General features: G+C 37.9%; 26 protein-coding genes. 17 read left to right on the forward strand and 9 right to left on the reverse strand.

From position 1 onward, the window contains the following. The coding region (locus ABE34_RS20275; protein ID WP_197144231.1) for an ISL3 family transposase at positions 1–723 on the forward strand (723 nt) is incomplete at its 5' end. A gap of 137 nt (positions 724–860) precedes the next feature. On the opposite strand, the gene ABE34_RS20280 is transcribed toward ABE34_RS20275, so the two are convergent. Further along, entirely contained in the window at positions 861–1,196 is a 336-nt protein-coding gene (locus ABE34_RS20280) for a YuzD family protein (RefSeq protein WP_197144251.1), read from the reverse strand. 83 nt (positions 1,197–1,279) lie between these two features. On the opposite strand from ABE34_RS20280, the gene ABE34_RS20285 reads away from it, so the two are divergent. Continuing rightward, entirely contained in the window at positions 1,280–1,516 is a 237-nt protein-coding gene (locus ABE34_RS20285; RefSeq protein WP_010857481.1) for a NifU family protein, read from the forward strand. Between the two features lie 49 nt (positions 1,517–1,565). Here ABE34_RS20285 and ABE34_RS20290 read toward each other — a convergent pair whose 3' ends face one another. Beyond that, positions 1,566–2,258 carry a DUF2225 domain-containing protein gene (locus ABE34_RS20290; protein WP_079561503.1) on the reverse strand — a complete coding sequence of 231 codons (693 nt, stop codon included), beginning with the start codon at positions 2,256–2,258 and terminating at the stop codon, positions 1,566–1,568. Positions 2,259–2,586: 328 nt separating this feature from the next. Here ABE34_RS20290 and ABE34_RS20295 point away from each other — a divergent pair, with 328 nt between their 5' ends. Continuing rightward, positions 2,587–2,961, forward strand: a complete 375-nt coding sequence (locus ABE34_RS20295; protein WP_197144252.1) for a HesB/IscA family protein — start codon at positions 2,587–2,589, stop codon at positions 2,959–2,961. Positions 2,962–4,261: 1,300 nt separating this feature from the next. Continuing rightward, on the forward strand, positions 4,262–4,567 hold the full coding sequence (locus ABE34_RS20300) for an NUDIX hydrolase (RefSeq protein ID WP_197144253.1): 306 nt from the start codon (positions 4,262–4,264) through the stop codon (positions 4,565–4,567). Between the two features lie 50 nt (positions 4,568–4,617). On the opposite strand, the gene ABE34_RS20305 is transcribed toward ABE34_RS20300, so the two are convergent. Continuing rightward, entirely contained in the window at positions 4,618–5,109 is a 492-nt protein-coding gene (locus ABE34_RS20305) for a CarD family transcriptional regulator (protein WP_197144254.1), read from the reverse strand. Positions 5,110–5,253: 144 nt separating this feature from the next. On the opposite strand from ABE34_RS20305, the gene ABE34_RS20310 reads away from it, so the two are divergent. Beyond that, positions 5,254–5,697 (forward strand): MarR family winged helix-turn-helix transcriptional regulator, encoded by a 444-nt coding sequence (locus ABE34_RS20310; RefSeq protein ID WP_197144255.1) that lies wholly within the window; start codon positions 5,254–5,256, stop codon positions 5,695–5,697. A 111-nt stretch (positions 5,698–5,808) separates the two neighbouring features. On the opposite strand, the gene ABE34_RS20315 is transcribed toward ABE34_RS20310, so the two are convergent. Then, complete coding sequence (locus ABE34_RS20315; RefSeq protein WP_197144256.1) at positions 5,809–6,294, reverse strand: hypothetical protein; 486 nt, start codon at positions 6,292–6,294, stop codon at positions 5,809–5,811. Between the two features lie 178 nt (positions 6,295–6,472). Here ABE34_RS20315 and ABE34_RS20320 point away from each other — a divergent pair, with 178 nt between their 5' ends. From ABE34_RS20320 to ABE34_RS20340, 5 genes are all read left to right on the forward strand, one after another. Further along, on the forward strand, positions 6,473–6,970 hold the full coding sequence (locus ABE34_RS20320; RefSeq protein ID WP_197144257.1) for an NUDIX hydrolase: 498 nt from the start codon (positions 6,473–6,475) through the stop codon (positions 6,968–6,970). Positions 6,971–6,993: 23 nt separating this feature from the next. Then, positions 6,994–8,745, forward strand: coding sequence for a sensor histidine kinase (locus tag ABE34_RS20325; protein ID WP_197144314.1), 1,752 nt, complete (start codon positions 6,994–6,996; stop codon positions 8,743–8,745). A gap of 4 nt (positions 8,746–8,749) precedes the next feature. Then, the gene (locus tag ABE34_RS20330) at positions 8,750–9,496 is read left to right on the forward strand and encodes a LytR/AlgR family response regulator transcription factor (protein ID WP_197144258.1); all 747 of its coding nucleotides are present in this window, start codon (positions 8,750–8,752) and stop codon (positions 9,494–9,496) included. Positions 9,497–9,614: 118 nt separating this feature from the next. After that, a complete protein-coding gene (locus tag ABE34_RS20335) occupies positions 9,615–11,408 on the forward strand; it encodes a carbon starvation CstA family protein (protein ID WP_197144259.1) in 1,794 nt (597 codons plus the stop codon). A gap of 638 nt (positions 11,409–12,046) precedes the next feature. After that, positions 12,047–12,376, forward strand: a complete 330-nt coding sequence (locus ABE34_RS20340) for a YuiB family protein (RefSeq protein WP_197144261.1) — start codon at positions 12,047–12,049, stop codon at positions 12,374–12,376. Between the two features lie 313 nt (positions 12,377–12,689). Here ABE34_RS20340 and ABE34_RS20345 read toward each other — a convergent pair whose 3' ends face one another. Then, positions 12,690–13,172, reverse strand: coding sequence for a divergent PAP2 family protein (locus tag ABE34_RS20345; RefSeq protein WP_197144315.1), 483 nt, complete (start codon positions 13,170–13,172; stop codon positions 12,690–12,692). A 113-nt stretch (positions 13,173–13,285) separates the two neighbouring features. On the opposite strand from ABE34_RS20345, the gene ABE34_RS20350 reads away from it, so the two are divergent. The 7 genes from ABE34_RS20350 to cysI all read left to right on the forward strand — a co-directional run bounded on the left by ABE34_RS20350 (position 13,286) and on the right by cysI (position 20,880). After that, complete coding sequence (locus tag ABE34_RS20350; protein WP_197144263.1) at positions 13,286–14,794, forward strand: leucyl aminopeptidase; 1,509 nt, start codon at positions 13,286–13,288, stop codon at positions 14,792–14,794. A gap of 67 nt (positions 14,795–14,861) precedes the next feature. After that, the gene (locus tag ABE34_RS20355; RefSeq protein WP_197144264.1) at positions 14,862–15,068 is read left to right on the forward strand and encodes a uroporphyrin-III methyltransferase; all 207 of its coding nucleotides are present in this window, start codon (positions 14,862–14,864) and stop codon (positions 15,066–15,068) included. A gap of 277 nt (positions 15,069–15,345) precedes the next feature. After that, on the forward strand, positions 15,346–16,122 hold the full coding sequence (gene cobA / locus ABE34_RS20360) for a uroporphyrinogen-III C-methyltransferase (protein ID WP_197144266.1): 777 nt from the start codon (positions 15,346–15,348) through the stop codon (positions 16,120–16,122). Positions 16,123–16,134: 12 nt separating this feature from the next. Next, positions 16,135–16,875 (forward strand): sirohydrochlorin chelatase, encoded by a 741-nt coding sequence (locus ABE34_RS20365; RefSeq protein WP_197144268.1) that lies wholly within the window; start codon positions 16,135–16,137, stop codon positions 16,873–16,875. After that, positions 16,875–17,024: a YezD family protein gene (locus ABE34_RS20370; protein ID WP_079561519.1), complete on the forward strand. Its 150-nt coding sequence runs from the start codon at positions 16,875–16,877 to the stop codon at positions 17,022–17,024. The genes ABE34_RS20365 and ABE34_RS20370 overlap by 1 nt, the downstream gene beginning before the upstream one ends. Before the next feature lie 271 nt (positions 17,025–17,295). Beyond that, positions 17,296–19,083, forward strand: coding sequence for an assimilatory sulfite reductase (NADPH) flavoprotein subunit (locus ABE34_RS20375; protein WP_197144270.1), 1,788 nt, complete (start codon positions 17,296–17,298; stop codon positions 19,081–19,083). A 75-nt stretch (positions 19,084–19,158) separates the two neighbouring features. Beyond that, positions 19,159–20,880: an assimilatory sulfite reductase (NADPH) hemoprotein subunit gene (gene cysI / locus ABE34_RS20380; RefSeq protein ID WP_197144275.1), complete on the forward strand. Its 1,722-nt coding sequence runs from the start codon at positions 19,159–19,161 to the stop codon at positions 20,878–20,880. A gap of 555 nt (positions 20,881–21,435) precedes the next feature. On the opposite strand, the gene ABE34_RS20385 is transcribed toward cysI, so the two are convergent. From ABE34_RS20385 to ABE34_RS20400, 4 genes are read right to left on the reverse strand one after another with little or no spacing between them, the layout of a single operon-like run. After that, positions 21,436–22,506 carry a sulfate/molybdate ABC transporter ATP-binding protein gene (locus ABE34_RS20385; RefSeq protein ID WP_197144277.1) on the reverse strand — a complete coding sequence of 357 codons (1,071 nt, stop codon included), beginning with the start codon at positions 22,504–22,506 and terminating at the stop codon, positions 21,436–21,438. A 16-nt stretch (positions 22,507–22,522) separates the two neighbouring features. Beyond that, on the reverse strand, positions 22,523–23,398 hold the full coding sequence (gene cysW, locus ABE34_RS20390; protein ID WP_197144278.1) for a sulfate ABC transporter permease subunit CysW: 876 nt from the start codon (positions 23,396–23,398) through the stop codon (positions 22,523–22,525). Between the two features lie 9 nt (positions 23,399–23,407). After that, entirely contained in the window at positions 23,408–24,241 is an 834-nt protein-coding gene (gene cysT, locus ABE34_RS20395) for a sulfate ABC transporter permease subunit CysT (RefSeq protein ID WP_197144279.1), read from the reverse strand. Between the two features lie 11 nt (positions 24,242–24,252). Then, entirely contained in the window at positions 24,253–25,302 is a 1,050-nt protein-coding gene (locus tag ABE34_RS20400) for a sulfate ABC transporter substrate-binding protein (RefSeq protein WP_197144281.1), read from the reverse strand. Between the last annotated feature and the right edge of the window lie 416 nt (positions 25,303–25,718).

A 25,718-nucleotide genomic window follows, 5' to 3' on the forward strand; every position in this document is an offset into this window, starting at 1 on the left:
ACGTATCAGCTAATAATTGCGAATGCGGATACGCGCGAACCGATTGATATTTTACCGAATCGTAAAAAAGAAACAATAAAAAATTACTTAAGTCAGTATGGAGCAGATGTTGAAATAGTGGTCATGGATATGAATCCAAGTTTTAAAGCAGCTGTTCGTCAAGCGCTATGTCGACCTGTTATTGTGGCAGATCGCTTTCATTTTAGCCGTTATATCTATTGGGCAATGGATGAAGTGCGCCGACAAGTACAAAAAGAATGGGACAAATACAATCGTACAAAGTGTAAACGTATGCGTCATGTGTTTTATAAACGTGCATCTAAATTATCACCGAAACAACAGTGGTACTTACAGCGCTATACAGAAATGTCCGAAACATTAAAAGTAGCTCATGAATTAAAGGAAGCCTATTGTGAATGGTTTGATTGGGCAAAGACAAAGAATGATATCGTAGAAGTGAAGAAGCGATTACTAGCTTTTTACCGTAAGGTAGAAGAGACAAAATTACCAGCTTTCTTAAAAGCAATTCAAACGTTGAAAAACTGGCAAGTAGAAATACTAAATAGCTTTAGCTTTGGTTATTCCAACGGCTTCTTAGAAGGTATTAATAATAAAACAAAAGTGATGAAACGGAATGCATATGGCTTTCGACGCTTCGATCACTTTCGAGCAAAAATCTTATTAAATTTAAAGTATAAAGATATCGGGGTTCATCTGGGTTAACGTGCTAAATGATCACACCACCCCAACATTTGACTTAGAACCTATTTTTTCTATCAATTATGCCTCGGCATAACTGCAGCTTTCGCTACGCTTTCGCGCACATAAACAATGCGGCCAGGATCGGATTTGTGCTTGGATTAAACAGTTTCATCTGGCGTGAAACCTAGCTTTTCAAGTGCAGTAAATACAGGCTTTAGTTGCACATAGCCTTCGCCCACTACTTCATTATTTATAAGGACAAGCGGATAAAAAAATTCATCATCTTGAATGCGTGCAGCATAATCTTGATCGCGCTCATTCTCAATTGGTCCTTCGATATCGATATAGCGAATATCATATCCTTGGTTTGGATATTTTCGATCTATGGCTGCTTGTAGCCATTCATATGTATCTTTTGAAGATGGTGCATTAACACAGCTAGCGCAAATAACCTCTGTTCCGTAAATTTCAATCTGTGGTTTCGTTTGACTCATAGCATTTCCACTCCTCGTGATTCTATATTGGATTTTTTCTGTTGCTAACATTATAATCATTATAAGGAAAGGAGTCGAGACAAATGGCAGAAGCAACAATTAACGATCAAGTTCAAGAGGTATTAGATAAATTACGCCCATTCTTACTACGTGACGGTGGAGACTGTGAATTAGTAGATGTAGAAGACGGCATTGTAAAATTACGTTTATTAGGTGCATGTGGTAGTTGCCCAAGTTCAACAATCACGCTTAAAGCTGGTATCGAACGCGCATTATTAGAAGAAGTACCAGGTATTATTGAAGTAGAGCAAGTATTCTAAAACGACTAAAAAAAGTTCTAGCTGATTCATTCACGCTAGAACTTTTTTCTTATACTTGGCGAGCGTGTTCTTTTTCTTCTCGAATAATCGCCCATTGTTCCTTAGCCATATCAATGATCTTCGCTTCTCCACCAACACTTTGCTTTTCAATGACCTTTGAGAAGAAGCGAGTAGCATTTTCTAAATCACCGATGCGTCGTGATAGTTCAGCGATCATATACATAATTCGTACATCTGACATTTGAGTAGAGCTGTAATCCTCATTTGAATAAGAATCCATATAGTAATCTCGGGCCATTGTCATAAAACGCTGCTCTTGGCCTTCGTTTTTTAGTGAACGATATAGCCATGCAAGACGTAATGTAAGCCCAGCTATAGCAACAAATTTCTCTTTTTTAATCGTACCGCAAAGGAACGCTAATTTATAAGCTTGTATCGCTTGGAATACAGTACGTTCTCCCTTAAAATCATGGTGTACCCATTTTTCTGTAATTTGTATGCGAATTTCATCTTGCGTGCCAGGGGCGAAATATTTTGAAAAGTCTTCTGTAAATGAAAAGCCGCAATGCTCACAAACAAATACATTATAATAAAGGGCGTTTACACCGTCTGCATAAATAGGGTGAAAATCTGTTTCTGTATGATCTACTTTAATGAATTTAGAGCGTACTTTTAATGTTGGAAATTCTTTTTTGCAATGAAGACATTGAATTTTTTTTTCGTAATAAGGTGAAATCTCCATATTTTATACCTCTTTCATCGAGTTATTACAACTATTATACCAATGATTATTTTATAAACATGAATAAAAATTACTATTAATGTGAAAAATATTAGAATTTTTACTAATATCAGCTTTATCACTGACGCTTCGCTATATAATGCTTTTAACCTTCGTTCATCTATAACGCTCATCCCCGAGGAGTAGCCCAGTCTCCAATCCTCAGCATACGTTTTAACAAATGTCATCCTATCTTTTAGTGTTGTGCCAAAAATCCTCTTGGAGCTGAATATTTGTCATACAATAGTCAAAATTGATATGATAATAATTAAGAAGGAAGGTGATTGGGATGACAAGTTTAAAGCAAGTAATTGAAATTACTGAAGCGGCTGTCTTTCATATTAATGAAATGATGGAGCACAATGAAGAGCAAGGTGCGTTTTTACGTGTAGTTGTTAATGGTGGCGGATGCAGTGGCCTATCATACGGTATGCATTTTGATCAAGAGAAAAAAGAAGATGATTTTGAAGATGTACAACATGGTTTAACAATTCTTGTTTCCCGTGAAGATGCGCCGATTATAATGGGGACAAAAATTGACTATAAACAATCGCTAATGGGCGGTGGCTTCACAATCGATAATCCAAATGCTATCGCATCATGCGGCTGTGGCACGTCTTTCAAAACAGCAAAGCGTGAAGGTACACCTGAAATTTGTGATTAAAAAGTAAATGTCTAAATGTTGAAATAGGGTTGTAAATAACAGCAGAAATTGATGTGTACACAATCCTTGAAATGTGTAAACACAACCGTAAAATGACGTATTTAGGATTGTAGATACCAAGCCTTTTTGATTTGTATGTTGCGAAAACATAACGAATTGAGGAGGCTTTTTAATTTGGGTTTAAAAAAGAAGAAACGAACAACTAATGTAAAATGGCAATGGGCAAGGAATACCCATCTATAATAGGTAATAACGAATGCGCACTTTAAAGTAACTCAAAAACATTATATTATTTTATAATCATGAATTATTGTGTGGGGTAGTAATTCCATCAATTCTTCTTTTTTTCTTATGGCTCCTTCAACATTGACAATAAACAAATCTAACACCTTTTTATATAACTGAAAATTCTGTTTATATAAAAATAACATAGTAAAATGTAATTTGGAAGTTAATTAGCAAATGTGTAGAGAAGAGATTAAACCTTACCATAAACTTTTCATTGGAGTGACATTAATTTTTCTACGAGCATGCAATCGTTTTAGGGCATAATAAAAGGACTCGCAAACCTGAAAATAAATCATACAAATGCAAGTCCTATTCTTAAATATCCTGTTAGTTCAATAATATTTCTTTTTTTTCGCTGCGAATGGTAAATCAGCTAAAACAAAAATGAATGATATAAATAATGGTTTAAGTACAATATTGTAAAAAGTTATTTCTGATGGTTCTTTTACATAGTAAAAAATAAAGGCACAACAACTAATTAGAATGAAATGAAAGAGAAGAAAAAAGAACCTCTTTCTTTTATCCTGCTTATTTAACTTTCTAAAATTTATTATTGTTACGGTTACTATATAAATAATGAATAAAACAAGAAAAATTAAATAATACAATATAAACTTAGCTGCAAATACATTTCCAATATCCTTATACGCAATAAATAATGTAATGATCATACCTACAAAAACAACCATATAGATAATGATTGTAAAAATGCTTTTCTTCAATTAATTGATACCTCGAAATTCTTATGTATTACAACTAGTTTCTCAAAAATCTGCAATTTTGTTAACTAGTAAAATAATGAATTTAAGTGCTACCTTCATTCGCTTGTGGCATTTATGATTAAAAACTCGAATTTAGTGATAAGTTTCTTTTATTTTGAGTTGTAGTAAATCCGAATTTTTTTGTATGGACGAGGAACTAAATATTCATTAATGGGGGTGGTCATTTGTGAGACGAAAAGCTGTCGTAGCCATTAGTATTGTGATAGTCATTTTTACTGCAATGGGTTTATATGTATACGAGCGAGACAAGGTTAACATTTAAAGAAACCGCTATTAGGGAAGTAAAAGAGGAAACTGGTATTGATATCGAAATTCTAAAATTTTGTGGTGTTTCACAAGAATTAAAAAATAGTGTTTGTAATATGTGGTGGTTAGGAACTTCTATTGGCGTTGAATTACAAACGAGTTGTGAAAGTTTAGAGGTTGGTTTTTTTGACGTAGAAGAGGCTTTAGTATTAATAGAAAATCAAAATTTAAAAAAGGAATTATTACATTGCTTAAACAATGAGGCAGAACCTTTTTATATTTATTTTTAATAAGAAACAAGCCACGATTATTTCTAATCGTAGCCTTATAAATATCACAATTAGTGAAGCTGTGTTAATACATAATCATAAATCTCATCGGAAGATTTATTAAGAGCTATAGAAAACTCTGAAAAGATAGTATCCTGTAAAGATTGCAATGTTTTTTCTTCCTGGTTAGGGAATTTTTTTTCATTAGTCTTATATTCGAGCTTTTTTCGTAACAATGTGTTTAAAAGCTTTGCTTGTTTTTGGCGATTGCCGGATTTAATGATTTCTAAATGAAATCTCATTCGATGTGTATTTTGTTCAATCCATTCCACACCAGGTGATGTGAATGAATGTAAAATACTAAGGGCTTCTTCTTTTTTAATAATATCTCTAAGTTGTTTTTTAGAATTGTCAATAGGGGTACGAATGATTAATTGCGGTTCATTTAGTGGTTGTAAAACGTAATAAGATTTAGTAATGTCGTTAAAGGTTTGTTCACAGATATCTTCAATAGAACAAAGTCCATGTGATGAGTAAATGACTACATCGCCAACGTTGTACATATATATCCCCTCCAACAAACTTTATTGTCAACTAAGTTGACTAAATTTATTATAAGCAATTAAATGATTTTTGTCAACTAAGTTGACGATTGCCGCTGTTTTTTGTATATTAATAACGAAAAAAATGAAATGAAGGTGAACTAGTTGAAGGACGAATTGCAGAATCGAGATGTCATTGATTTGCTGAGCGAACGTCACGAACTACTTCGAAGACTTGCGGAAGAGAAGTGGAATAAGCATAACGATATTTATATTTCAAATTCAGAATGGTATATTCTGGGGATGATTTATAAAAAACAACTTACGATTTCAGATGTAGCTAAAAATGTTAAATTTTCAAGACAAGCAACCCATAAAATAATAAAGAGTTTGGAAGTTAAAGGGTTGGTGACAGTTACGAGTGTAGAACATAGTAAAAAACATAAAGCTATTCGTATGACTGAATTTGGTGAAGATTGCTTTGAAAAAAATCAATATTGTAAAGCAGAAATAGAAAAACAACTGGTCAATACAATTGGAGAAGATCAGGTCATCCGATTAAAAAAAATATTAAAGCTTAATTGGGATATGGAGCAGCTGGAAGCGTAAGTAGTCGTTGTTTAGGTATGGAAAATGTTTGGAACACAGCTTATAACATGAAAAGGTAGGGTACTGTCTTAAGCCACTTTCGTTCTACTAGAAAGTGGCTTTTTTTTTCTCCTATGGACCAAAACCAAATTGTCCATTTTCTCTAATGGCAAACTTTTCGTTGTTTTTCGCTTGGAAATAATAAGTGCCTACTGTACCTATTTCATACCCATAAATGACTTCCTTAATATCCTGCCATTCATATGTGGTTTTATGGAGATGTTCTTTGAAAACAATTTGTGTATTTTGTATAGCGATATAACTTAAAACAGAAAAATAGCATAAAACCAGACTGCTCACGATTGTTATAATCGTAATCAAATAAGTGTATTTATTTCTTTTGAAACTAAGTATGATCAACGTTAAAATGATTAGTGTAATTGCTAGGAGAAGCATAGTGAAGTTGCTTATTGGATTGATCAGCACGATATTATCACTACTGTAATAAAACGTTTGGGAAGCAGTAAGTGGCAACATGAAAACTATGATGGGCGATAGTAAAAGCAACGCTATCGCAAAAATAAAAAGCTTTCCATTAAGTGATAATTCGTTTAACATAAAAATTCCTCCTTTAAATAGAGTGAATATTCTATGTTTTAACTAGTGTAACATACTTACAAAATTGGCGTACATGTATACTTTATGTTTGAGAATGTAGAATAACCATAAAATTCTGAATTAATACTTCTATATATGGAAAATAGGTCGTTATAATAGTGATATAGAGGTGAAGAATATGAAAAAAGATAGAGGGAAAGTTTGGTTGGGCGTTGCGGGGGTAACTGTAAATGACTTAGGCCAATGGCTAGTTGTTAAAAAGGCATATAGCGGATTAAAGGGAAGATGGTCATTGCCGGCTGGTTTTGTCAATGCTGGTGAAACAGTTGATGAGGCTGTTGTTCGCGAATTAAAAGAAGAAACGGGTATTGATTGCTATGTATCAGGCTTAATTGGTTTTCGGACGGGTGTGATTCGTGGTGATATTAGTGATAATATGGCGATATTTTATTGTCGGATGAAAGATGAGCAACAGAAGATTTGTATTCAGGAAAAAGAATTATTAGAAGCGAAGTGGATGTATCCGAAGGAGCTAGCTCAAGATGAGATGACATCAGTGATGTTAAAGGAAATGGCATCCAACCAATTTGAAAAGCACCAACTAGAGGGGATTGAAGGTATTAATCCAGGAGATGTCTTTGGCTATTCCTCTTATAAATTGTTCTTTAAAAAATAGAGCGACAAAGGAGGGGGCCTATGATGGAGCTTTTTTTGTTTATGTTAGAGCGTGTAGGGCTAATCATTGTGTTTGCCTTTTTAATGTCAAGGTGGCGCCTCTTTCGGGGAGTGCTCTTTCAGGATCAAGGGGTTCAGGAAAAAACTTGGCTCATTGTTATTTTTAGTGCTTTAAGTATAGTGAGCAGCTATACAGGGATAAAAATTGAAAGTGGGTCCATTAATCCTTTAAATCAAATGATACATAGCACTATAAATGCGGAGGAGGCAATTGCGAACACGAGGCTAATTGGTGTAGCAATTGCGGGTATTTTTGGTGGGCCACTTGTTGGCGTTAGTGTGGGGATTATTGCGGGGATTCATCGTATTACCCTTGGGGGTTTTACAGCGGTTGCCTGTGGTGTTTCGACTATACTAGCAGGATTCATAACAGGTGGTTTAAGTAGGCAATTAAAAATACGTCAAACTTTCTCCTATAAAAAGGCTATTATGATCGGAATTTGTGCAGAGACTTTACAAATGATTGTTATTTTAATAATAGCAAAGCCTTTTGAACAGGCTTTACAATTAGTTTCTTTAATCGCGCTACCAATGATTATTATGAATGCCCTTGGGATTTTAATATTTTTCATTATTATCAAAACGTTTATTGATGAGGAAGAGCGCACAAAAGCATTACAAACACATCAAGCATTTTCAATTGCGCAACAAACAATCGAACATTTTCGTAAAGGGTTAAATGAAGAATCATGCCGAACGGTTGCGGAGATTATTAAAAGAGAGATTAAGGTTGAAGCGGTCGCGATTACAGATACAAATGGAATTTTAGCACATGTAGGAGTAGGCGAGGATCATCACGTCATTCATCAAGAAATAATAACAGCTTTAACGAAGCGAGTATTAGTAGAAGGACGCATCATTACAGCGACGTCCGCAAAAGAAATCAATTGTCCACATGAAGATTGTCCGCTAAGTGCTGCGATTGTCTTACCATTAAAAGTACAGCATAAAACGGTAGGTACCTTAAAGCTATATTTTATTAATGTTTCTTCATTAACAGGGGCGAAAAAGGAGCTAGCTGAAGGTCTCAGTCGACTATTTTCCTCGCAGCTTGAATATGCTGAAATTGAGCAGCAAAGAAAGTTATTAAAGGATGCCGAGATTAAAGCGCTACAAGCACAGGTTCACCCTCATTTCTTTTTTAATAGTCTCAATACTATTTCAAGTCTGATCCGAACGGATGCTGATGAGGCTAGAGCTTTATTGATAAAGCTTAGTACGTTTTTCAGAAGTAATTTGCAGGGAGCTCGCCAAATGCTGATTCCGTTAAAAAATGAAATTGATCATGTGGAGGCTTATTTGTCGATTGAACAAAAAAGATTTCCAAACCGCTATGATGTGAAGTTTCACTTGGATGAATCATTGTTTGACGTACAAATCCCCCCGTTTACGTTACAGCCACTTGTTGAAAATGCCATTTATCATGCCTTTAAAAATCGTAAGGAAGGCAAAATTGACGTAAAGGTACAACGAATCAATAATAAGTTATTACTGTTAACAGAGGACAATGGCTGTGGGATGAGAGAAGAGCAGATTAAACAGCTTGGCAAAACGATCATGCAATCTGAACAAGGAACTGGGACAGCCTTATGGAATATTTATCAGCGTATTCATGAAATTTACGGAAGTGATGCAGATTTTCATATTTCAAGTACGTTGGATGTTGGCACGAAAATTATGATACAGCTGCCATTAAAAGCCACAAGATGGGAGTAGAGAAATGTTAAATGTCTATATTGTAGATGATGAGCCGCTAGCAAGGGCTGAATTGCGATATTTATTGGAGCAAACAAAGTTAGTTCAGATCATTGGTGAATCGGATGATCTGGAGGAAATACTGTTGGATCCACAGTTTGAACAGATTGATTGTGTGTTTTTAGATATACAGCTTGGCGCTAACAATGGCCTAGAATTGGCAAAACAATTGCAACTAAGCATACGTAAACCTGAAATTATTTTTGCTACTGCTTATGATGAGTATGCTTTGCAGGCATTTGAAGTAAACGCCTTTGATTATATTTTGAAACCATTTGAACCAGTGCGTGTACAAAGTGCTGTTGAAAAGCTAGTGGCTAAAAGAAGGGCAATACAGGCTAATACGATGGAAAAATTAAAGGATTTACAATTGGACAAGCTTGATAAATTAACAGTTTATGTGAATGATCGGATTTTACTTATTAAAATTCAAGAAATTTTATATTGTACTTCTGAAGATAGTAAGACGATTGTGGTCACTGAGAATGGGAGATATTTTGCTTCAGAGTCCTTAGCTGCTTTGGAGAATAAACTTACTTTAAAAGGTTTTGTGCGTGTCCATCGGGCATTTATCGTCAATCTAGAGCATATTGAAGAGCTTGAGCCTTGGAGTAGCTCAAAGTACAATTTGATTTTGCATAATAGGCATTCGATACCTGTTAGCAGACTTTATATGAAGGATGTGCGAAAGATATTTCAGCTATCAAAATAACTGCATTTCAACAGTAGATAACACCCTTTCAACTTGGAATTCTGACATTTTGGTGAATTTTATGAATAATTGTTCAATTCGTTTGCTATGATGTGGAAAACGTAAAAGGAGTGATAACATGAATGCTATTACAATTGTAATAGGTTCCATTTGTGTACTGATGATTAGCTATCGTTTGTATGGCATATTTTTCACAAAGAAAGTACTGAAGATAAAAGATGATACGCCCACCCCAGCACACGCTATGGAGGATGGTAAAGACTATGTTCCGACGAATAAATGGGTGACATTTGGGCATCATTTTGCTGCGATCGCAGCAGCTGGACCGTTAGTCGGACCTATTTTAGCTGCACAATTTGGCTATTTGCCTGGGCTCCTTTGGCTGTTAATTGGTGCGGTAATCGGTGGTGCAGTACATGATGCAGTAGTGTTATTCGCTTCAATGCGCCATGGTGGAAAGTCTTTATCTGAGGTCATGAAGAAGGAATTAGGACCTATTGCAGGATTCTGTACAGGCCTTGCCATGCTTTTTATTATTACAATTACAATGGCCGGGCTATCGATGGTTGTCCTTGGTGCGCTAGAGCGAAATCCATGGGGAACTTTTGCGGTAGGGATTACTATTCCAATAGCGATGCTTGTTGGTATTGCTTATCGTAAAACAGGAAATTTAATAGTTACATCGACAGTTGGCTTTATTTTGCTGATGATCGGTGTATTTCTTGGACCGATGATTCAAGGAACAGCATTTGGCGATTTTTTAACGTTTGACCGTGATACTTTAGCTATTATTTTACCGATTTATGCATTCTTTGCAGCGGCATTACCTGTTTGGCTCTTATTAGCGCCGCGTGATTATTTAAGTAGTTTCATGAAAATTGGTGTATTTATTGCTTTAATCATCGGGGTCTTTTTCGTTAACCCAGTTATTCAATTCCCGCCAATTACGGAGTTTATTCATGGTGGTGGCCCAGTAATTGCTGGCCCAGTATGGCCATTCGTCTCTATCACAATTGCCTGTGGGGCTATTTCTGGCTTCCATGCTTTTGTAGGCTCTGGGACAACGCCGAAAATGATTGATCGCTGGGAAGATATTCGCATCGTCGGTTTTGGTGCGATGCTCGTAGAATCTTTAGTAGGGGTAATGGCTTTGATTGCAGCAACAGCCCTTCATCCAGCAGATTATTTTGCGATTAATTCAGCCCCAGCAGTCTTTGCTACATTAGGAATGGAGCCTGTTCATTTACATGCTTTAGCTGAAAGTATCGGGATGGATTTAGAAGGACGTACAGGAGGAGCGGTAACGCTTGCAGTTGGGATGACTGATATTTTCACAGGGATTCCTTGGTTTGCTGAACTATCTTCTTATTTCTATCAATTCGTAATCATGTTTGAAGCGGTCTTTATTTTAACAGCTATTGATGCTGGGACACGTGTAGCGCGCTATTTAATCCAAGATTTTGGTGGCAATGTATACAAGCCACTGAAGCGTACAAATTGGATTCCGGGTACAATCTTTGCAAGTGCACTTGCATGCTTTATGTGGGGCTACTTATTGTATTCAGGAGATATAAGTTCAATTTGGGTATTATTCGGCGTTTCGAATCAGTTGATGGCAACAATCGGTTTAGTATGTGGTGTAACAATCGTATTAAAAGTTGCAGATAAGCGAATCTACGCCTTAACATGCTTTATCCCATTAGCCTATTTATATGTCACTGTAAATGTAGCAGGCTTTTGGATGATTAAAAATGTATATTGGAATACAGCGGCGGCTGGTTACAATATGTTAAATGGTATATTGTCAGTCATTATGTTAATGTTAGGCTTTATCATTGTTATTGCTGCTATTAAAAAATGGGCAGAGCTTTGGAAGTCACCAAAGTTTTTATTATCGCAAACAGCTTCATAATGAAAAGCGAGAAACTATTGAAAATTAGTTGTATACTAGTTTTCAATAGTTTTTTATTGGCTGATCATCAAGAGGTGTGGATGACTTTTGTTAAAACGTCTATTATGTAAATAAGTTGATCTTCGTTACGGCTTGGCGACTCCTCGGGGATTAGCGATATAGAGGAACGAAGGCTAAAAGCATCACGTCCTGTGATAACGCCTTCGTGACCAACATCCTGCTGTTGCCGCTGCTGTTGCCGCTGCCGCTTCGCTTTCGCGCAGATAAAACCCTTTTGCTGTCGCTGCGCTTTCGCACAAACAAAACCAAAACCCTATGCTGCCGCTACGTTGCACTCCCGCTTTCGCGCAAAAGACATCTGTTGGCCCGAGACCCTGCAGCGAAGCGGATGTTTTCTGTGCGAAAGCGTAGTGCAACGTAGCGACAGCAACAAAGCGGCTCATCGGAACGCCCCCAGGAAGCTTGCTCTGTGCGAAAGCGAAGCGGCAGCTACAAAGCGCCCAGTCGGAACGGAAATCAACCCCACGTTATGGTGAGGATTCCTAAATATGACGAACAAGCGAAATCAAGGGTATGTTCATTGAAAGCGTTGTAGTAATCATGTAAACTAATGAGAGGAAAACGGAGGTTGTACATACATGGGTGGTTCAGTTTCAATAGTGCAGTTAATCATTTCAATTTTGTTATTTTTCGTTATGTTCTTTGGTATTGGATTTTTATTGAATATGCTTCTGCGAATGACATGGTTAATGGCAATCGTGTATCCAATTGTTGTTATTTTTATTGTCGATGATGTAAGCTTTTTAGATTATATTTTCAAGCCAGGTTCTGCATTTCCAGCACTTTTAGATAAGTTACAAGCATTGCACCTTGTTGATGTGTCCATCTTATCGGGTGGCTTTGCTGGTTCAATTGTTGCGGGAATTGTCATGATTTTTTTACGTAAAAGCGGTTATCGAATGTTTTAACTTCTTTCAGAAGGTGTCTAAACACCAACTGAAAGAAGTTAAAGTCTCCGGTGGATGTCACGGAATCGGAAATGAGTTCGCAAAGGATGTTAGCCTAAAATCATCGCATCCATGAGATAATGGCTAACTGACCTGCATCGTGCAGGCCTAAGCACAAAACCGATTCCGGACGCAATTATGCCGAGGCATAATTGATCTTCTTTCAGCAGATGCTTGGGCATCTGCTGATTTTTTTATTGAATTTTTCTGATAAATCTTGAAAAGCTTCCGATAAATAAAAAAATACAGCCTCGGCATGAGGATGTGTCTATTTTTACAAAATAAACTGGTATGTGATGATGGCGATGAAGATTCCAGTTAATGCCCCAAAAAATACCTCGCTCCGTTTATGGCCTAGTAATGTTTTTAGCTCCTCCATTTTTTCTTGGCCATCCATTTGCGGCCATTTCTTTAAATCATGAAGCAGTGTTTCAAAGTCCTTTCGTAGTTGATTTAATACTGCTGCATGTTGACCTGCCTGGAAACGTACTCCACTCGCATCATACATGACGATAAATGAAAACATAGCGGCTACGGCGAAAATTGGGGAATCTAATCCTGTTTCATAGGCTATAGAGGTTGTTAGTCCTGTTACGGAAGCGGAGTGTGAACTAGGCATACCCCCGGTGGAAGTAAATAATCCCCAGTCAATCTTTCGAGTCATTAAAAAATGAATAGGGATTTTTATAAACTGTGCGAAGAGAACAGCAAAAAGGGCAACGAGTAAAGGGGTATTTTGAAGTAAACTCATGAGCATCACAACCTTCACTTATAATTGCTTTTATTATAACATTCATTATTTTCTAAAAGCCAAATATTACGCGTTTTCTGAAATTTAGGTATAATAGAATACTGAATGGAGGAATGTACATGCATATTGTAAAAGAAGCAAAAACATTTGAAACGATTTCTACGGAAGTGTTAGTAGTAGGCGTCCCTAAACATCGTGAACAAATGCAGGAATGGGCAAGCTTTTCATCATTTTATGGAGAATCCATTGATGCGTGGATTAGTGCAGGGGATGTATCTACTGCGTTAAAAAAAATGACGAAATTGCCATTCCTGAAGAGCCATGCAAATCTTAAACGCATTTTATTTGTTGGTTTAGATGACCGTAAAGACTTAACAGAAGGCGATATTCGTGCAGCATTTGGGTTGCTTGGCAAGGAACTAAGGGCCTTAAAGGTTAAAGAATACTCCATTTGGCTTGAGTCGTTTACGACAGAATCGATTACTGTAACAGATGTTGCATTTTTAGCTGGTGAAGGAACAGGTCTTGGTTATTATGCAATTCCTCATTATAAAACAACATCAAATGAAGTAGATAAACGTATTGACACGGTGCATCTTGTAACTACTGCTAATGATTTAGATGAAGTGGTGGCAAGCTTTGGGGTTGGTGCTATTTATGCAAATGCTGTAAATGAAGCACGTAACTTAATTAATTTACCACCAAACTTACTGACAGCGACAGACTTAGCAAATTACGCAGAGTCCCTTGCAGTCGAGTACAATTTTGAAGTGGAAATTTTAGATAAAGCACAATTAGAGGAGCTTGGAATGGGCGGTATTTTATGTGTCAATCAAGGCTCCCGTGAAGAACCTCGTTTAATAACATTAAAATATAAAGCGACTGAAGATTTTGATGATCCAATTGGTCTTGTCGGCAAAGGGGTTACGTATGATACAGGTGGCTATTCCTTAAAGCCAAAAGATTCAATGGTAGGCATGAAGGGCGATATGGGCGGTGCTGCAGCTGTGCTAGGTGCCATGAAAATTATTGGTGAATTACGTCCTAACAAAAATGTCTTAGCTGTTATTGGCTCTACCGATAATATGGTATCTGAAACAGCATTTAAGCCAGATGATGTTATCACGACATATAGTGGTAAGACGGTCGAAGTGTTAAATACTGATGCGGAAGGACGCTTAGTGTTGGCAGACGCTACTACATATGCTAAACAACAAGGAGCTACTTCCTTGATTGATGTTGCAACGTTAACAGGTGGAGTAATTACAGCACTTGGTATGGATAAAACGGGTGCACTTTCTAATGACGATGAATTCTTTGCAGCTTTCATGGAAGCCGCAAAGGAGACGGATGAATTTGTATGGCGCATGCCTTTAACAGAAAATGATAAGAAACGAATTCGTAAATCAGACGTCGCTGATTTGAATAATTCTCCTGGTCGAGATGGTCACATGATTTTTGGCGGAGGCTTTGTTGGTGAGTTTGTAGGTGATACACCATGGATTCACTTAGATATTGCAGGAACGTCAGATGCGATGGCTGTACATGACTTAGGTCCAAAAGGTGGTACAGGTGTAATGGTACGCACACTTGCAAACTTTGTGCAACGTTTAGGAGAAGAAAAATAGAATAGGCAATGGACGTGTGATATATGCATCCCCCTACATACGATAGAGTAAAAAAGGGAGGAAGCTTATGACATTCTTCGGAGGTTATCCAGGAGGTGGCTTTTGGCCAATCGGTGGGCCGTTTTTGGGAGGGTTTTTAGGAAGTTTTCTTGGATCACAGTTTGGCCCATCTCCATTTTATCCGCCGTTCTATCGCCCATTTCCACCGTTCTACCGACCAGGTCCACCATTTTTCCGACCAGGTCCACCGTTTGGAGGGCATCGTAGATATTAATTCGAATAAAATAGATCTCAAAAAACCAGATGTCAGTAAGCGACGTCTGGTTTTTTCTTAATAGGTTAAATAAATATCATATTCTATGTATTAAATAAAGTGTTGACAGAATATACTAAATTATTTATTATTCTTATTGTATTAGTAAGAATTAAAATTAAATACGTAGCTGACTAGTAAACTAGAGGCTCTTATTATTCACAGGCATTGCTTTTGCCTATGGATAATTTGAGTCTTTTTTTTATCTCTAAGGAAAAACGAAAGGGAGTGAAATCAAATGGGGAAAGTTTTTATAGTGGGTGCTGGACCTGGTGATGTTGATCTTATCACAGTAAAAGGATTAAGGTGTATCGAATGTGCTGATGTCATTCTGTATGACAGACTCATTAATAAGACACTACTGTCCTATGCTAAACGAGAGGCTAAGCTCATATTTTGCGGTAAGCTACCACAGCAGCACGCCATGATTCAAGAGCAAATTAATCAAGCACTTGTCAGCTATGCACAGCAAGGATTGATTGTGACGAGATTAAAGGGAGGAGATCCATTCGTTTTTGGAAGAGGAGCTGAGGAAGCAGAGGTGCTAGCGCAGCATAATATTCCATTTGAAGTAGTACCTGGCATCACTTCAGGGATAGCGGCGCCGGCATATGCGGGAATTCCTGTTACACATCGTGACCTTAGCTCAAGTTTTGCGATGGTCACTGGGCATATGAAAGAGGGCAAGGATGATGGAATCCAATGGGAAAGTCTTGTGAAAGGGATTGATACGATTGCTATTTATATGGGGGTCAGTAACCTTCCTTATATCCGTCAGCAACTGCTTAAGTATGGGCGAGATAAGGAAACCCCAATAGCGCTCATCCATTGGGGTACATTTTCTCAACAAAAAACAGTCACAGGGACTTTAGCTAATATTGAAGAACTATTTCAGCGAGAAAATATTCAAAATCCAAGCATAATTGTAGTAGGAAAAGTTGTTACTTTGAGGGAAACCATTCAATGGTTTGAACAAAACATTCCGCAGCCACAGTTAGCAGAAGTTTCTGTGTAAGGATGTGGGTTCATGCAAGCCATTTTATATATCGCTCATGGAAGTAGAGTAAAGGCGGGAGTGGAGCAAGCTGTTACCTTTCTGAAGGGCGTACAACAAGAGATTGAAATACCGATTCAAGAAATTAGTTTTTTAGAACTCGCTACTCCGACAATTGCTGAAGGTATTGCGAGCTGTATTAACCAAGGCGCTACAGCTATAGCGATCGTGCCTATTTTATTGCTTGCCGCTCAGCATGCAAAGCACGATATTCCAATTGAGATTGATAAAGCAAAAGAACAGCATCCACAAGTGCGATTTACATATGGTGAACCACTTGGGGTCCATGAATTATTAATTGATACATTACAGACTAGAATATTAGAAACAAGATGCGCTACTAACGATGCAAGTGTTTTACTTATAGGTCGTGGGAGTAGTGATCCTGCAGTAAAGAGTGATTTAGCCAAAATTGCAACAAGATTACGTGATAAATACGCTTATGAAGCTGTAGACACGTGCTTTCTATATGGCATGGGTCCTACGTTTGAAGATTGGTTACAACAAGAGAAATATAGGGGCAATCAAGTATTTATAGTGCCGTATTTGTTGTTTACGGGGATTTTACGCCAAAGCATAACAAGGCGATTACAAGATTATGAGAATAAGAACGTTATTTTATGTGAAAGTTTAGGCTATGACGACAATGTAAGGGAAGTTTTAGTGGAACGTATTTATCAATTATTAAAATTTACTAAGAAAGGTGTTTTGTAATGGTAGATAAAAGGACTGAAAATGTAAATCTAGCATTAGATAATGTACGCCAAATTTTAAATACTGTGAACCACGGATCAATTACATTGATTGTGCAAAATTCCTATGTGGTTCAAATTGAAAAGAAGGAAAAAATACGACTCCGATAATTTTAACTTTTAACAGTGGGTGTGCAAACAACTGTACCTGTCGCTACGCTTTCGGTACAAAAGACATCCGCTGAAATAAAGGAACTCAGTCTAAGAACGCCACGTCCAGTTGTGTGAAAACGAAGCGACAGCAATAGGATTATATCTGTGCGAAAGCGAAACAACAACAACATACTGAGTGACCAACATCATGCCGAGGCATAATTGATCTTTTTCTAGCAAGGCAAATTATCAACAGAAGAAAATGATACGAATACGTGAGGTGGCAAGGTTGAAACTACAAGTAGTAAACAGTCCATTTAATGAGGAGCAGGTAAAGCTGTTAAATGAGCTGCTCCCTCAATTAACTGGAGAACAGAGGATTTGGTTAAACGGTTTTTTAAGTGCACCACTAGCAACTAGTAATCCAGTTGTTGAGGAAGTAACACCGATAGTAAAAATAATCACCAAAACAGTAACGATTTTATATGGTTCACAAACAGGCAATAGCCAGGGGTTAGCTGAAAAATATGCCGCAGCCTTGAAAGACAATGATGTGGACGTAACAATTGCATCGTTAGCAACGTTTAAACCAAATAATTTAAAAAAGGTAACAAATCTTTTACTTATTGTTAGTACGCATGGGGAAGGGGATCCGCCTGATCAAGCGATACAGTTCTACGAATTTTTGCATAGCAAGCGAGCTCCAAAGTTAGAGCAACTTCATTATTCGGTGCTAGCCTTAGGCGATAGCTCCTATGAATTTTTCTGTAAAACAGGAAAGGATTTTGATGAACAGTTTGCAAAATTAGGAGCAACTCGAATCGTACCTCGCACAGATTGTGATGTAGATTATGATGACACTGCAGCACAATGGTTCTCAGCTGTTCAGAAGGAGTTGCTTCAACAGACGGATGCAGCTGATATAACGACTACACAAAATAAAATAGCGCAAGGAGACACTACATATTCTCGAAAAAATCCGTTTTATGCAGAAGTACTTGAAAACATTAATTTAAACGGTCGCGGATCAAATAAAGAAACACGTCATATTGAATTATCCATCGAAGGTGCAAATTTTTATTTTGAACCAGGAGATAGTATCGGTATTCAACCGGAAAATGATGAAAAGCTAGTCGATGCTTTAATCACAGCGTTACAGTTTGATCCACAAACTGTGGTAAACGTCTTTGAAGAAACACTGCCATTAAAGGATGTATTGCAAAAAAAACTAGAAATTACAGTGTTATCTAAGCCATTGTTAAAAAAAATTGGTGCCTATACGGTCCATCAGGAATTTACAAAGCTATTAGAAGACTCTAATTCTTGGAAGGACTATGCAAAAGGAAGAGATTTACTTGACGTTGTGGAAGACTTTGCACCATTTATATGGGATGCGCAGCAATTTGTAGATTTACTACGTAAAATACCAGCACGTCTTTATTCCATTGCTAGTAGTCAAAAAGCAAATAGTGAAGAGGTACATTTAACAATTGGGAAAGTAAGCTATGAGACGAATGGACGTCAACGTCTTGGCGTTTGCTCAGGAAGCGTAGCAGAGCGTATTCAAATTGGTGACACATTACCGGTATATGTTCATAAAAATCCAAACTTTAGACTACCAGAGCATGAGGATACACCGATTATTATGATTGGTGCTGGAACAGGTGTTGCCCCGTATCGTTCATTTTTAGAGGAGCGTGAGGAATTAGGAATCGGAGGGAAAGCTTGGCTAATCTATGGTGATCAACACTTTGTCACAGACTTTCTTTATCAAACAGAATGGCAACGTTGGCTTTCTTCAGGCACACTAAGTCAATTGCATGTCGCTTTCTCACGTGATACAGATAGAAAAATATATGTTCAACATAAAATTGAGGAAAATGCTGTTGCTTTTTATGAATGGCTAGAGCAAGGAGCTGTCATTTACGTCTGTGGCGATAAAGAGTCGATGGCGGCTGATGTTGATGCAACAATCCATCGCGTTATTGAACTACAGGGACAAAAAACGCCAGAGGAAGCTAAAGCCTTTGTCAATGAACTAAAACAGCAGAAACGCTATCAACGTGACGTTTATTAACTACCTTCGGCAATGTTTTCTGTAGCGATAGCTTCAATTCTGCCGAGGAATAATTGATTAAAGGAGCGATAACAAATGACAGGAAAAATTATTTTACCTCCACAACCGGGGAAGCCTAGTGATGTAGAGCGTATTAAAAGCGATAGTAATTATCTACGCGGAACATTAGAGCGTACGATGAACAATCCATTAAGTTCAGGTATCCCAGAGGATGATAACCGTCTAATGAAATTCCATGGTAGTTATTTACAAGACGACCGTGATCTTCGGAATGAACGCCAGCGTCAAAAGCTTGAGCCGGCCTACCAATTTATGGTGCGTGTACGTACACCGGGCGGAGCAGCCACTTCAGCACAATGGCTAGTAATGGATGAAATGGCGAGAAAGTATGGTAACGGCTCATTAAAATTAACGACACGTCAGGCATTTCAAGTGCATGGCATATTAAAATGGAATGTTAAAAAATATATGCAGGAAGTCAATGAGGTGTTATTAGATTCTCTTGCTGCCTGCGGAGATGTCAACCGTAATGTGATGTGTAATGTGAATCCAAATCAATCCGCATTACATGAAGAAATCTATAATTGGTCTGCCAAATTAAGTGAGCATTTACTACCTAGAACACGAGCTTACCATGAACTATGGCTAGATGGCGAAAAGGTAGTTGATAGTCAGGATGAAGAAGTTGAACCGATATACGGTGCGCAATATTTGCCACGGAAATTTAAAATTGGTATAGCGATTCCGCCAAGTAATGATGTGGACGTATTCTCACAAGATATAGGGCTGATTGCAATTGTGGATGAGGGTAGGCTAGTAGGCTTTAACGTAGCTGTTGGTGGAGGAATGGGCATGACACATGGTGATCATGAAACATATCCACAGCTCGCTCGCATAATTGGCTTTATCACACCTGATAAACTACTGGAAACAGCGGAGAAAATTATTACGATTCAGCGCGATTATGGGAATCGTTCGGTTCGTAAAAATGCACGTTTTAAATATACAATTGATGCAAGAGGACTTGAATGGTTTAACGAAGAACTAACTCGTCGTCTAGGTTGGACTATCCAAGAGGCCCGTCCATTTACTTTTAATCGCACGGGTGATGAGTTTGGTTGGATTAAAGGTGCAGAAGGTCAATGGCATTATACATTATTTATTCAAAATGGTCGTATTAAGGACTTTGAAAATTATGAGCTGTTAACAGGATTACGTGAAATTGCGAAAGTGCATACAGGTAATTTTCGCTTAACGCCAAACCAAAATTTAATGATTAGTAATGTAACGCCGCAAAAGAAGAAAAAAATTGCTGCTATTATTGAGCAATATAACCTTACAGATGGAGCGCACTATTCTGCATTGCGCCGAAATTCGATTGCTTGCGTATCATTACCAACATGTGGTTTAGCTATGGCAGAAGCCGAGCGTTACCTGCCTTCTCTAATTACAAAAATAGAAACAATTATTGAAGAAGCGGGCTTAAACGATACAGAAATCGTTATTCGCATGTCAGGCTGTCCGAATGGTTGCTCGCGTGCAGCTATGGCTGAGATTGGGTTTATTGGTAAAGGTCCAGGGAAATATAATATGTATTTAGGAGCAAGTTTTACTGGTGATCGTCTCAATAAAATATATCGTGAAAATCTAGGCGAGGAGGAGATATTAGCGGAGCTTCGTCCAATTCTGCTCCACTATGCGAAGGAACGTCTAGATGGCGAGCATTTCGGTGATTTTGTTATTCGTGCGGATTATGTAACAGCTGTTCACGATGGACGAGATTTTCATCATAAATAAAATAATAGCCCTGTAGCAAATTTTCTCTGCTACAGGGCTTATGTTGTGGAAAAACTAGTGTGTTAGAAATTAAGATGTCATATTAAATAAATTAAGTCTCTTCTACAAATGAGGGTTGATACATTGCTGAAGTTCCGTTTTATCACTATAAATTGGAGTGACATGCCAGAAGATACACGCTATGTGAAGTGGTTTCGTTCCGGCTGAGCGACTCCTTGGGATCAGCAATAGAGGAACGAAGGCTAAAACCATCACATCCTGTGATAACGCATTCGTGACCACCATCCTGCTTTTGCCGCTGTCGCTTCGCTTTCGCGCAGATAAAACCCTTTTGCTGTCGCTGCGCTTTCGCACAAACAAAACCAAAACCCTCTGTCGCTACGTTAGCACTACGCTTTCACGCAAAAGCCCCAAGCGGCTCATCGGATGCCCCCAGGAAGCTTTGCTCTGTGCGAAAGCGAAGCGTCAGCCGGAACGGAAATCAACCCCTCGTTTTGCTGAGCCATACTGTATTTAATATGTCACCAACACAAAGAGCCGTGTAGCAGAAATCCTTTATATGGAAAAATCTTCGGGGATAAAGACTTTTAATTGCTTTGGTTTGACAAATACTTGGTCACCAACCTTAAGCAGAAGATTAGTAAATTGTTCTTTAGTCAGTTCTGCCTCTAAAAATTCATCTATATCTTCACGACGTAGCTCAACCTGCACGATAGGTCCGAGTAAATGAATATGGCTTACCTTGACGGGGACAGTACCAGATATATTCATTTTCTCAATTTGAATATCATGGGGACGTACATATCCTACTGCATGATCCTCTGTGTATACCTGTGCGTCAGGTACATCAATCGCAAATTCACCATGCAGGAGCTTACCATTATGTAACCGTCCTTTAAAGAGATTCACATTACCTAAAAAATCATAAACAAAAGGGCTATTTGGATTTGTGTATACGTCGTCTGGGCTACCGATTTGCTCTATCTTGCCGTTGTTCATCACGACAATTCGGTCTGCAACATCAAGTGCCTCTTCCTGATCGTGTGTGACAAAAATACTTGTAATATGAAAATCATCGTGAAGCTTTCGAAGCCAACGACGCAATTCCTTGCGTACCTTAGCATCCAGTGCTCCAAAAGGTTCATCTAATAGAAGCACCTTGGGCTCCACGGCGAGAGCTCTAGCAAGTGCAACTCGCTGACGTTGCCCACCTGAAAGTTGTGTTGGATAGCGATCGGCAAAATTTTCTAGTTTGACGAGTCTTAGAAGTTCCACCACTTTGTTCTGTATTTCTAATTTAGATGGTCTTGTTTTACGAGGACGTACTTTAAGACCGTAAGCGACATTATCAAAAACGGTCATATGGCGAAAAAGTGCATAATGCTGGAATACAAAGCCTACATTGCGCTCCTTTGGGTGGCGATTTATCATCGATTGACCGTCAAATAAAATCTCTCCAACATCTGATGTTTCAAGACCAGCAATAACGCGTAGTAACGAAGTTTTGCCAGAACCAGATGGGCCGAGAAGGGCAACCAGTTCACCTGATTGAATATGAAGAGAAACATCTTCTAAAGCTTGAAAGGAACCGAATTTTTTGGATACATTTTTAATTTGGATGCTCATGCTGACAATACCTCCTTTAAGCAGATTTTGATTTCCAAGCAACAATATCTTTAACGATAAGTGTAATAATAGCGATCACGCTCATAAGTGAAGCAACGGCGAAGGCTGCTGCAAATTGATACTCATTGTATAAAATTTCAATATGAAGAGGCATTGTATTTGTCATTCCACGAATATGCCCTGATACAACAGAAACTGCCCCAAATTCACCGATTGCCCGAGCATTACAAAGTATAAGGCCGTACAATAAGCCCCATTTGATATTCGGCAATGTCACATAGCAAAATGTTTTAAAACCATTAGCACCAAGTGAAATGGACGCCTCCTCCTCGGAAGTACCTTGTGTCTGCATAAGAGGAATGAGCTCCCGCGCCACAAAGGGCAATGTGACAAAGACAGTAGCAAGGACAATACCAGGTAGTGCAAAAACAATTTTTATGTCATGTTCAAATAGCCAATCACCAAATAGTCCCTGTGAGCCAAATAACAAAATAAATACTAAACCTGCAATAACGGGAGATACAGCAAAAGGAAGATCCACAATTGTAAGAAGTAGATTTTTCCCTTTAAAGTTGAACTTTGTTAAAGCCCAAGCAGCCATAACTCCAAAGATTGCGTTTAATGGTACGGCAATCGCGACGACAGTTAAGGTTAACTTAATGGCCGCCAATGCATCTGGATGTGTGATAGCTGCTACATATACGTCTACTCCTTTTTGAAAGGCAGTGAAAAAAATCGATACTAGTGGAAGCACAATGAAAAATGCTAAAAAAGCTAGCGCAATAAATGTTAGCGTATATCGGACAAAACGTGGCTCTTGTAAAGCAGCAGACTTTGTCGCTGCATTATTTTTTTCAGGAGCAACTTGCTGAATAAATGTAGATTGTTCCATAAATACCTCCTAATGTACAAAGCGACGATTTGCCAACCATTGTATTAAATTAATGCTAAATAATAGAATGAAGGACGTAACCAGCATGACCACTGCAATAGCAGTTGCACCAGCATAGTCATATTGCTCGAGCTTAGTCATAATTATTAAAGGCGTAATTTCAGTCTTCATCGGCATATTACCGGCGATAAAAACAACAGAGCCATACTCTCCTAGTGCACGTGCAAAGGCTAATGAAAATCCTGTTAAAATGGCAGGAGCAAGCTCTGGAAAAATCACTTTACGAATGGTTTGTAGGCGAGTTGCTCCAAGGCTTGCTGAGGCTTCCTCAACCTCAGCACTAATATTTTGTAAGACAGGCTGCACAGTACGAACGACGAATGGTAGCCCGATAAATGTAAGGGCAATGATAATGCCGAGTGGCGTAAAGGCAATTTTAAAATTAAAAAATTGACCAATCCAACCATTTGGCGCATAAAGTGACGTTAAGGCAATTCCTGCTACAGCAGTTGGCAAAGCAAATGGTAAATCGACAAGTCCATCGATGATTCGTTTAAACGGAAAGCGGTAGCGTACAAGCACCCATGCAATGATTGTGCCAAAAATAACATTTAATAAACCCGCAGCGAGTGCAGTACTGAAACTTACCTTATAGGAAGCGACAGCACGAGGAGCGGTCACAATATTAACAAACTCTGCCCAGCTTAAGGACATTGTATGAATAAAAATCATCGATAGCGGCAATAAGACTAGCAAGCTAACGTATAACATCGTATAGCCCAGAGAAAGGTGGAAACCTGGAATAATGCGGCGTGTTTTTTTATTAACAGTTAAACTACTCATAACATGCCTCCTTATTGAGGTACATAAATTTCATCGAATGTACCACCATCTTTAAAATGCTTCGCTTGCGCTTCTGCCCAACCACCAAAATCATCGATTGAAACGAGTTCAAGTTTTGGGAATTGCTCTTGATATTTTGCTAGAATTTTTTCATCTCGTGGTCGATAGTAATTTTTTGCAGCAATTTCTTGACCACGCTCACTATATAAATGCTTTAAATAAGCCTCTGCTACTTCGCGTGTACCTTTTTTATCAACGATTTTGTCAACGATTGCCACAGGTGGCTCAGCTAAAATACTTAAAGAAGGTGTAATGATATCAAACTCGTCACCCAATTCATGGAGCGATAAATATGCTTCATTTTCCCATGCAATTAAGACGTCACCAATTTTACGTTCAACAAATGTTGTTGTAGCACCGCGTGCACCAGAATCCAGTACTTCTACATTGCTATATAGAGTTTTCATAAATTCTTTTATTTTTGCCTCATCCTTTTTATATAATTTCCCTGCATAGGCCCAAGCGGCTAAATAATTCCACCGTGCACCACCAGACGTTTTAGGGTTTGGTGTGATGACAGATACATCGTCTTTTATTAAATCATCCCAGTCTTTAATGCCCTTTGGATTGCCTTTGCGTACTAAAAAGACAATAGTAGATGTATAAGGTGTAGAGTTATTTTCATATTCTGTTTGCCAATCTTTATTTAATAGGCCTCGAGCTTGTGCAATCTCATCAATATCGTAAGCTAGTGCTAGTGTAACAACATCTGCCTCTAGACCATCAATCACAGCTCGCCCCTGTTTACCAGAGCCCCCATGTGATTGTTTTATCGTTACATCTTGATCGGTTTCATCCTTCCATTTTTTTATAAAATCTTTGTTGAATTCCTCGTAAAGCTCACGTGTTGGATCATAGGATACGTTTAATAGTTCTACAGATTTTTTTGTATCCTGAGCATTTGTATTCTTTTCAGAAGAGCTACTGCCGCAACCGGTTAATGTCAGGGCTAATGCAGATATAAGTGTTAACGATTGGAGAAAATGTTTTCTTTTTTTCATGAAATTACGCTCCTTTTTGATTTAGAAAATACAAAAGACCATCTACCAGAACGAATAATAATCGTCTTAAGTAGATGGCCTTCAGATCCTCTGATCAGCATTTTTATATTGGATTGATTCAAAGCTTAGTTATACATTAAACATATATTACCTATTAGTCAACAAGGAATTAGAAGTGCTTCTTTTGATTATCATCATATGCAAAAATACAGTATAAAAATTTGGGCTCATTGAAAAAATTTTTTGTAAAAAGCCTAGTTGACTACTAGGTGTACTTTAGTATATATTTGGTAATAAGAAAAATGATTGTAGAACGAGGTAGCCAATACTAGTGAACAATTATAGAAGTGGGAAATTTCTGTAGCTGAAAGAATTTAATAATAAGCTGGCTAGTCAAACTAGAGGCGTTTTAACGA

The organism is Lysinibacillus sphaericus (genome assembly GCF_015844675.1).
Classification (GTDB): Bacteria; Bacillota; Bacilli; order Bacillales_A; family Planococcaceae; genus Lysinibacillus; species Lysinibacillus sphaericus_E.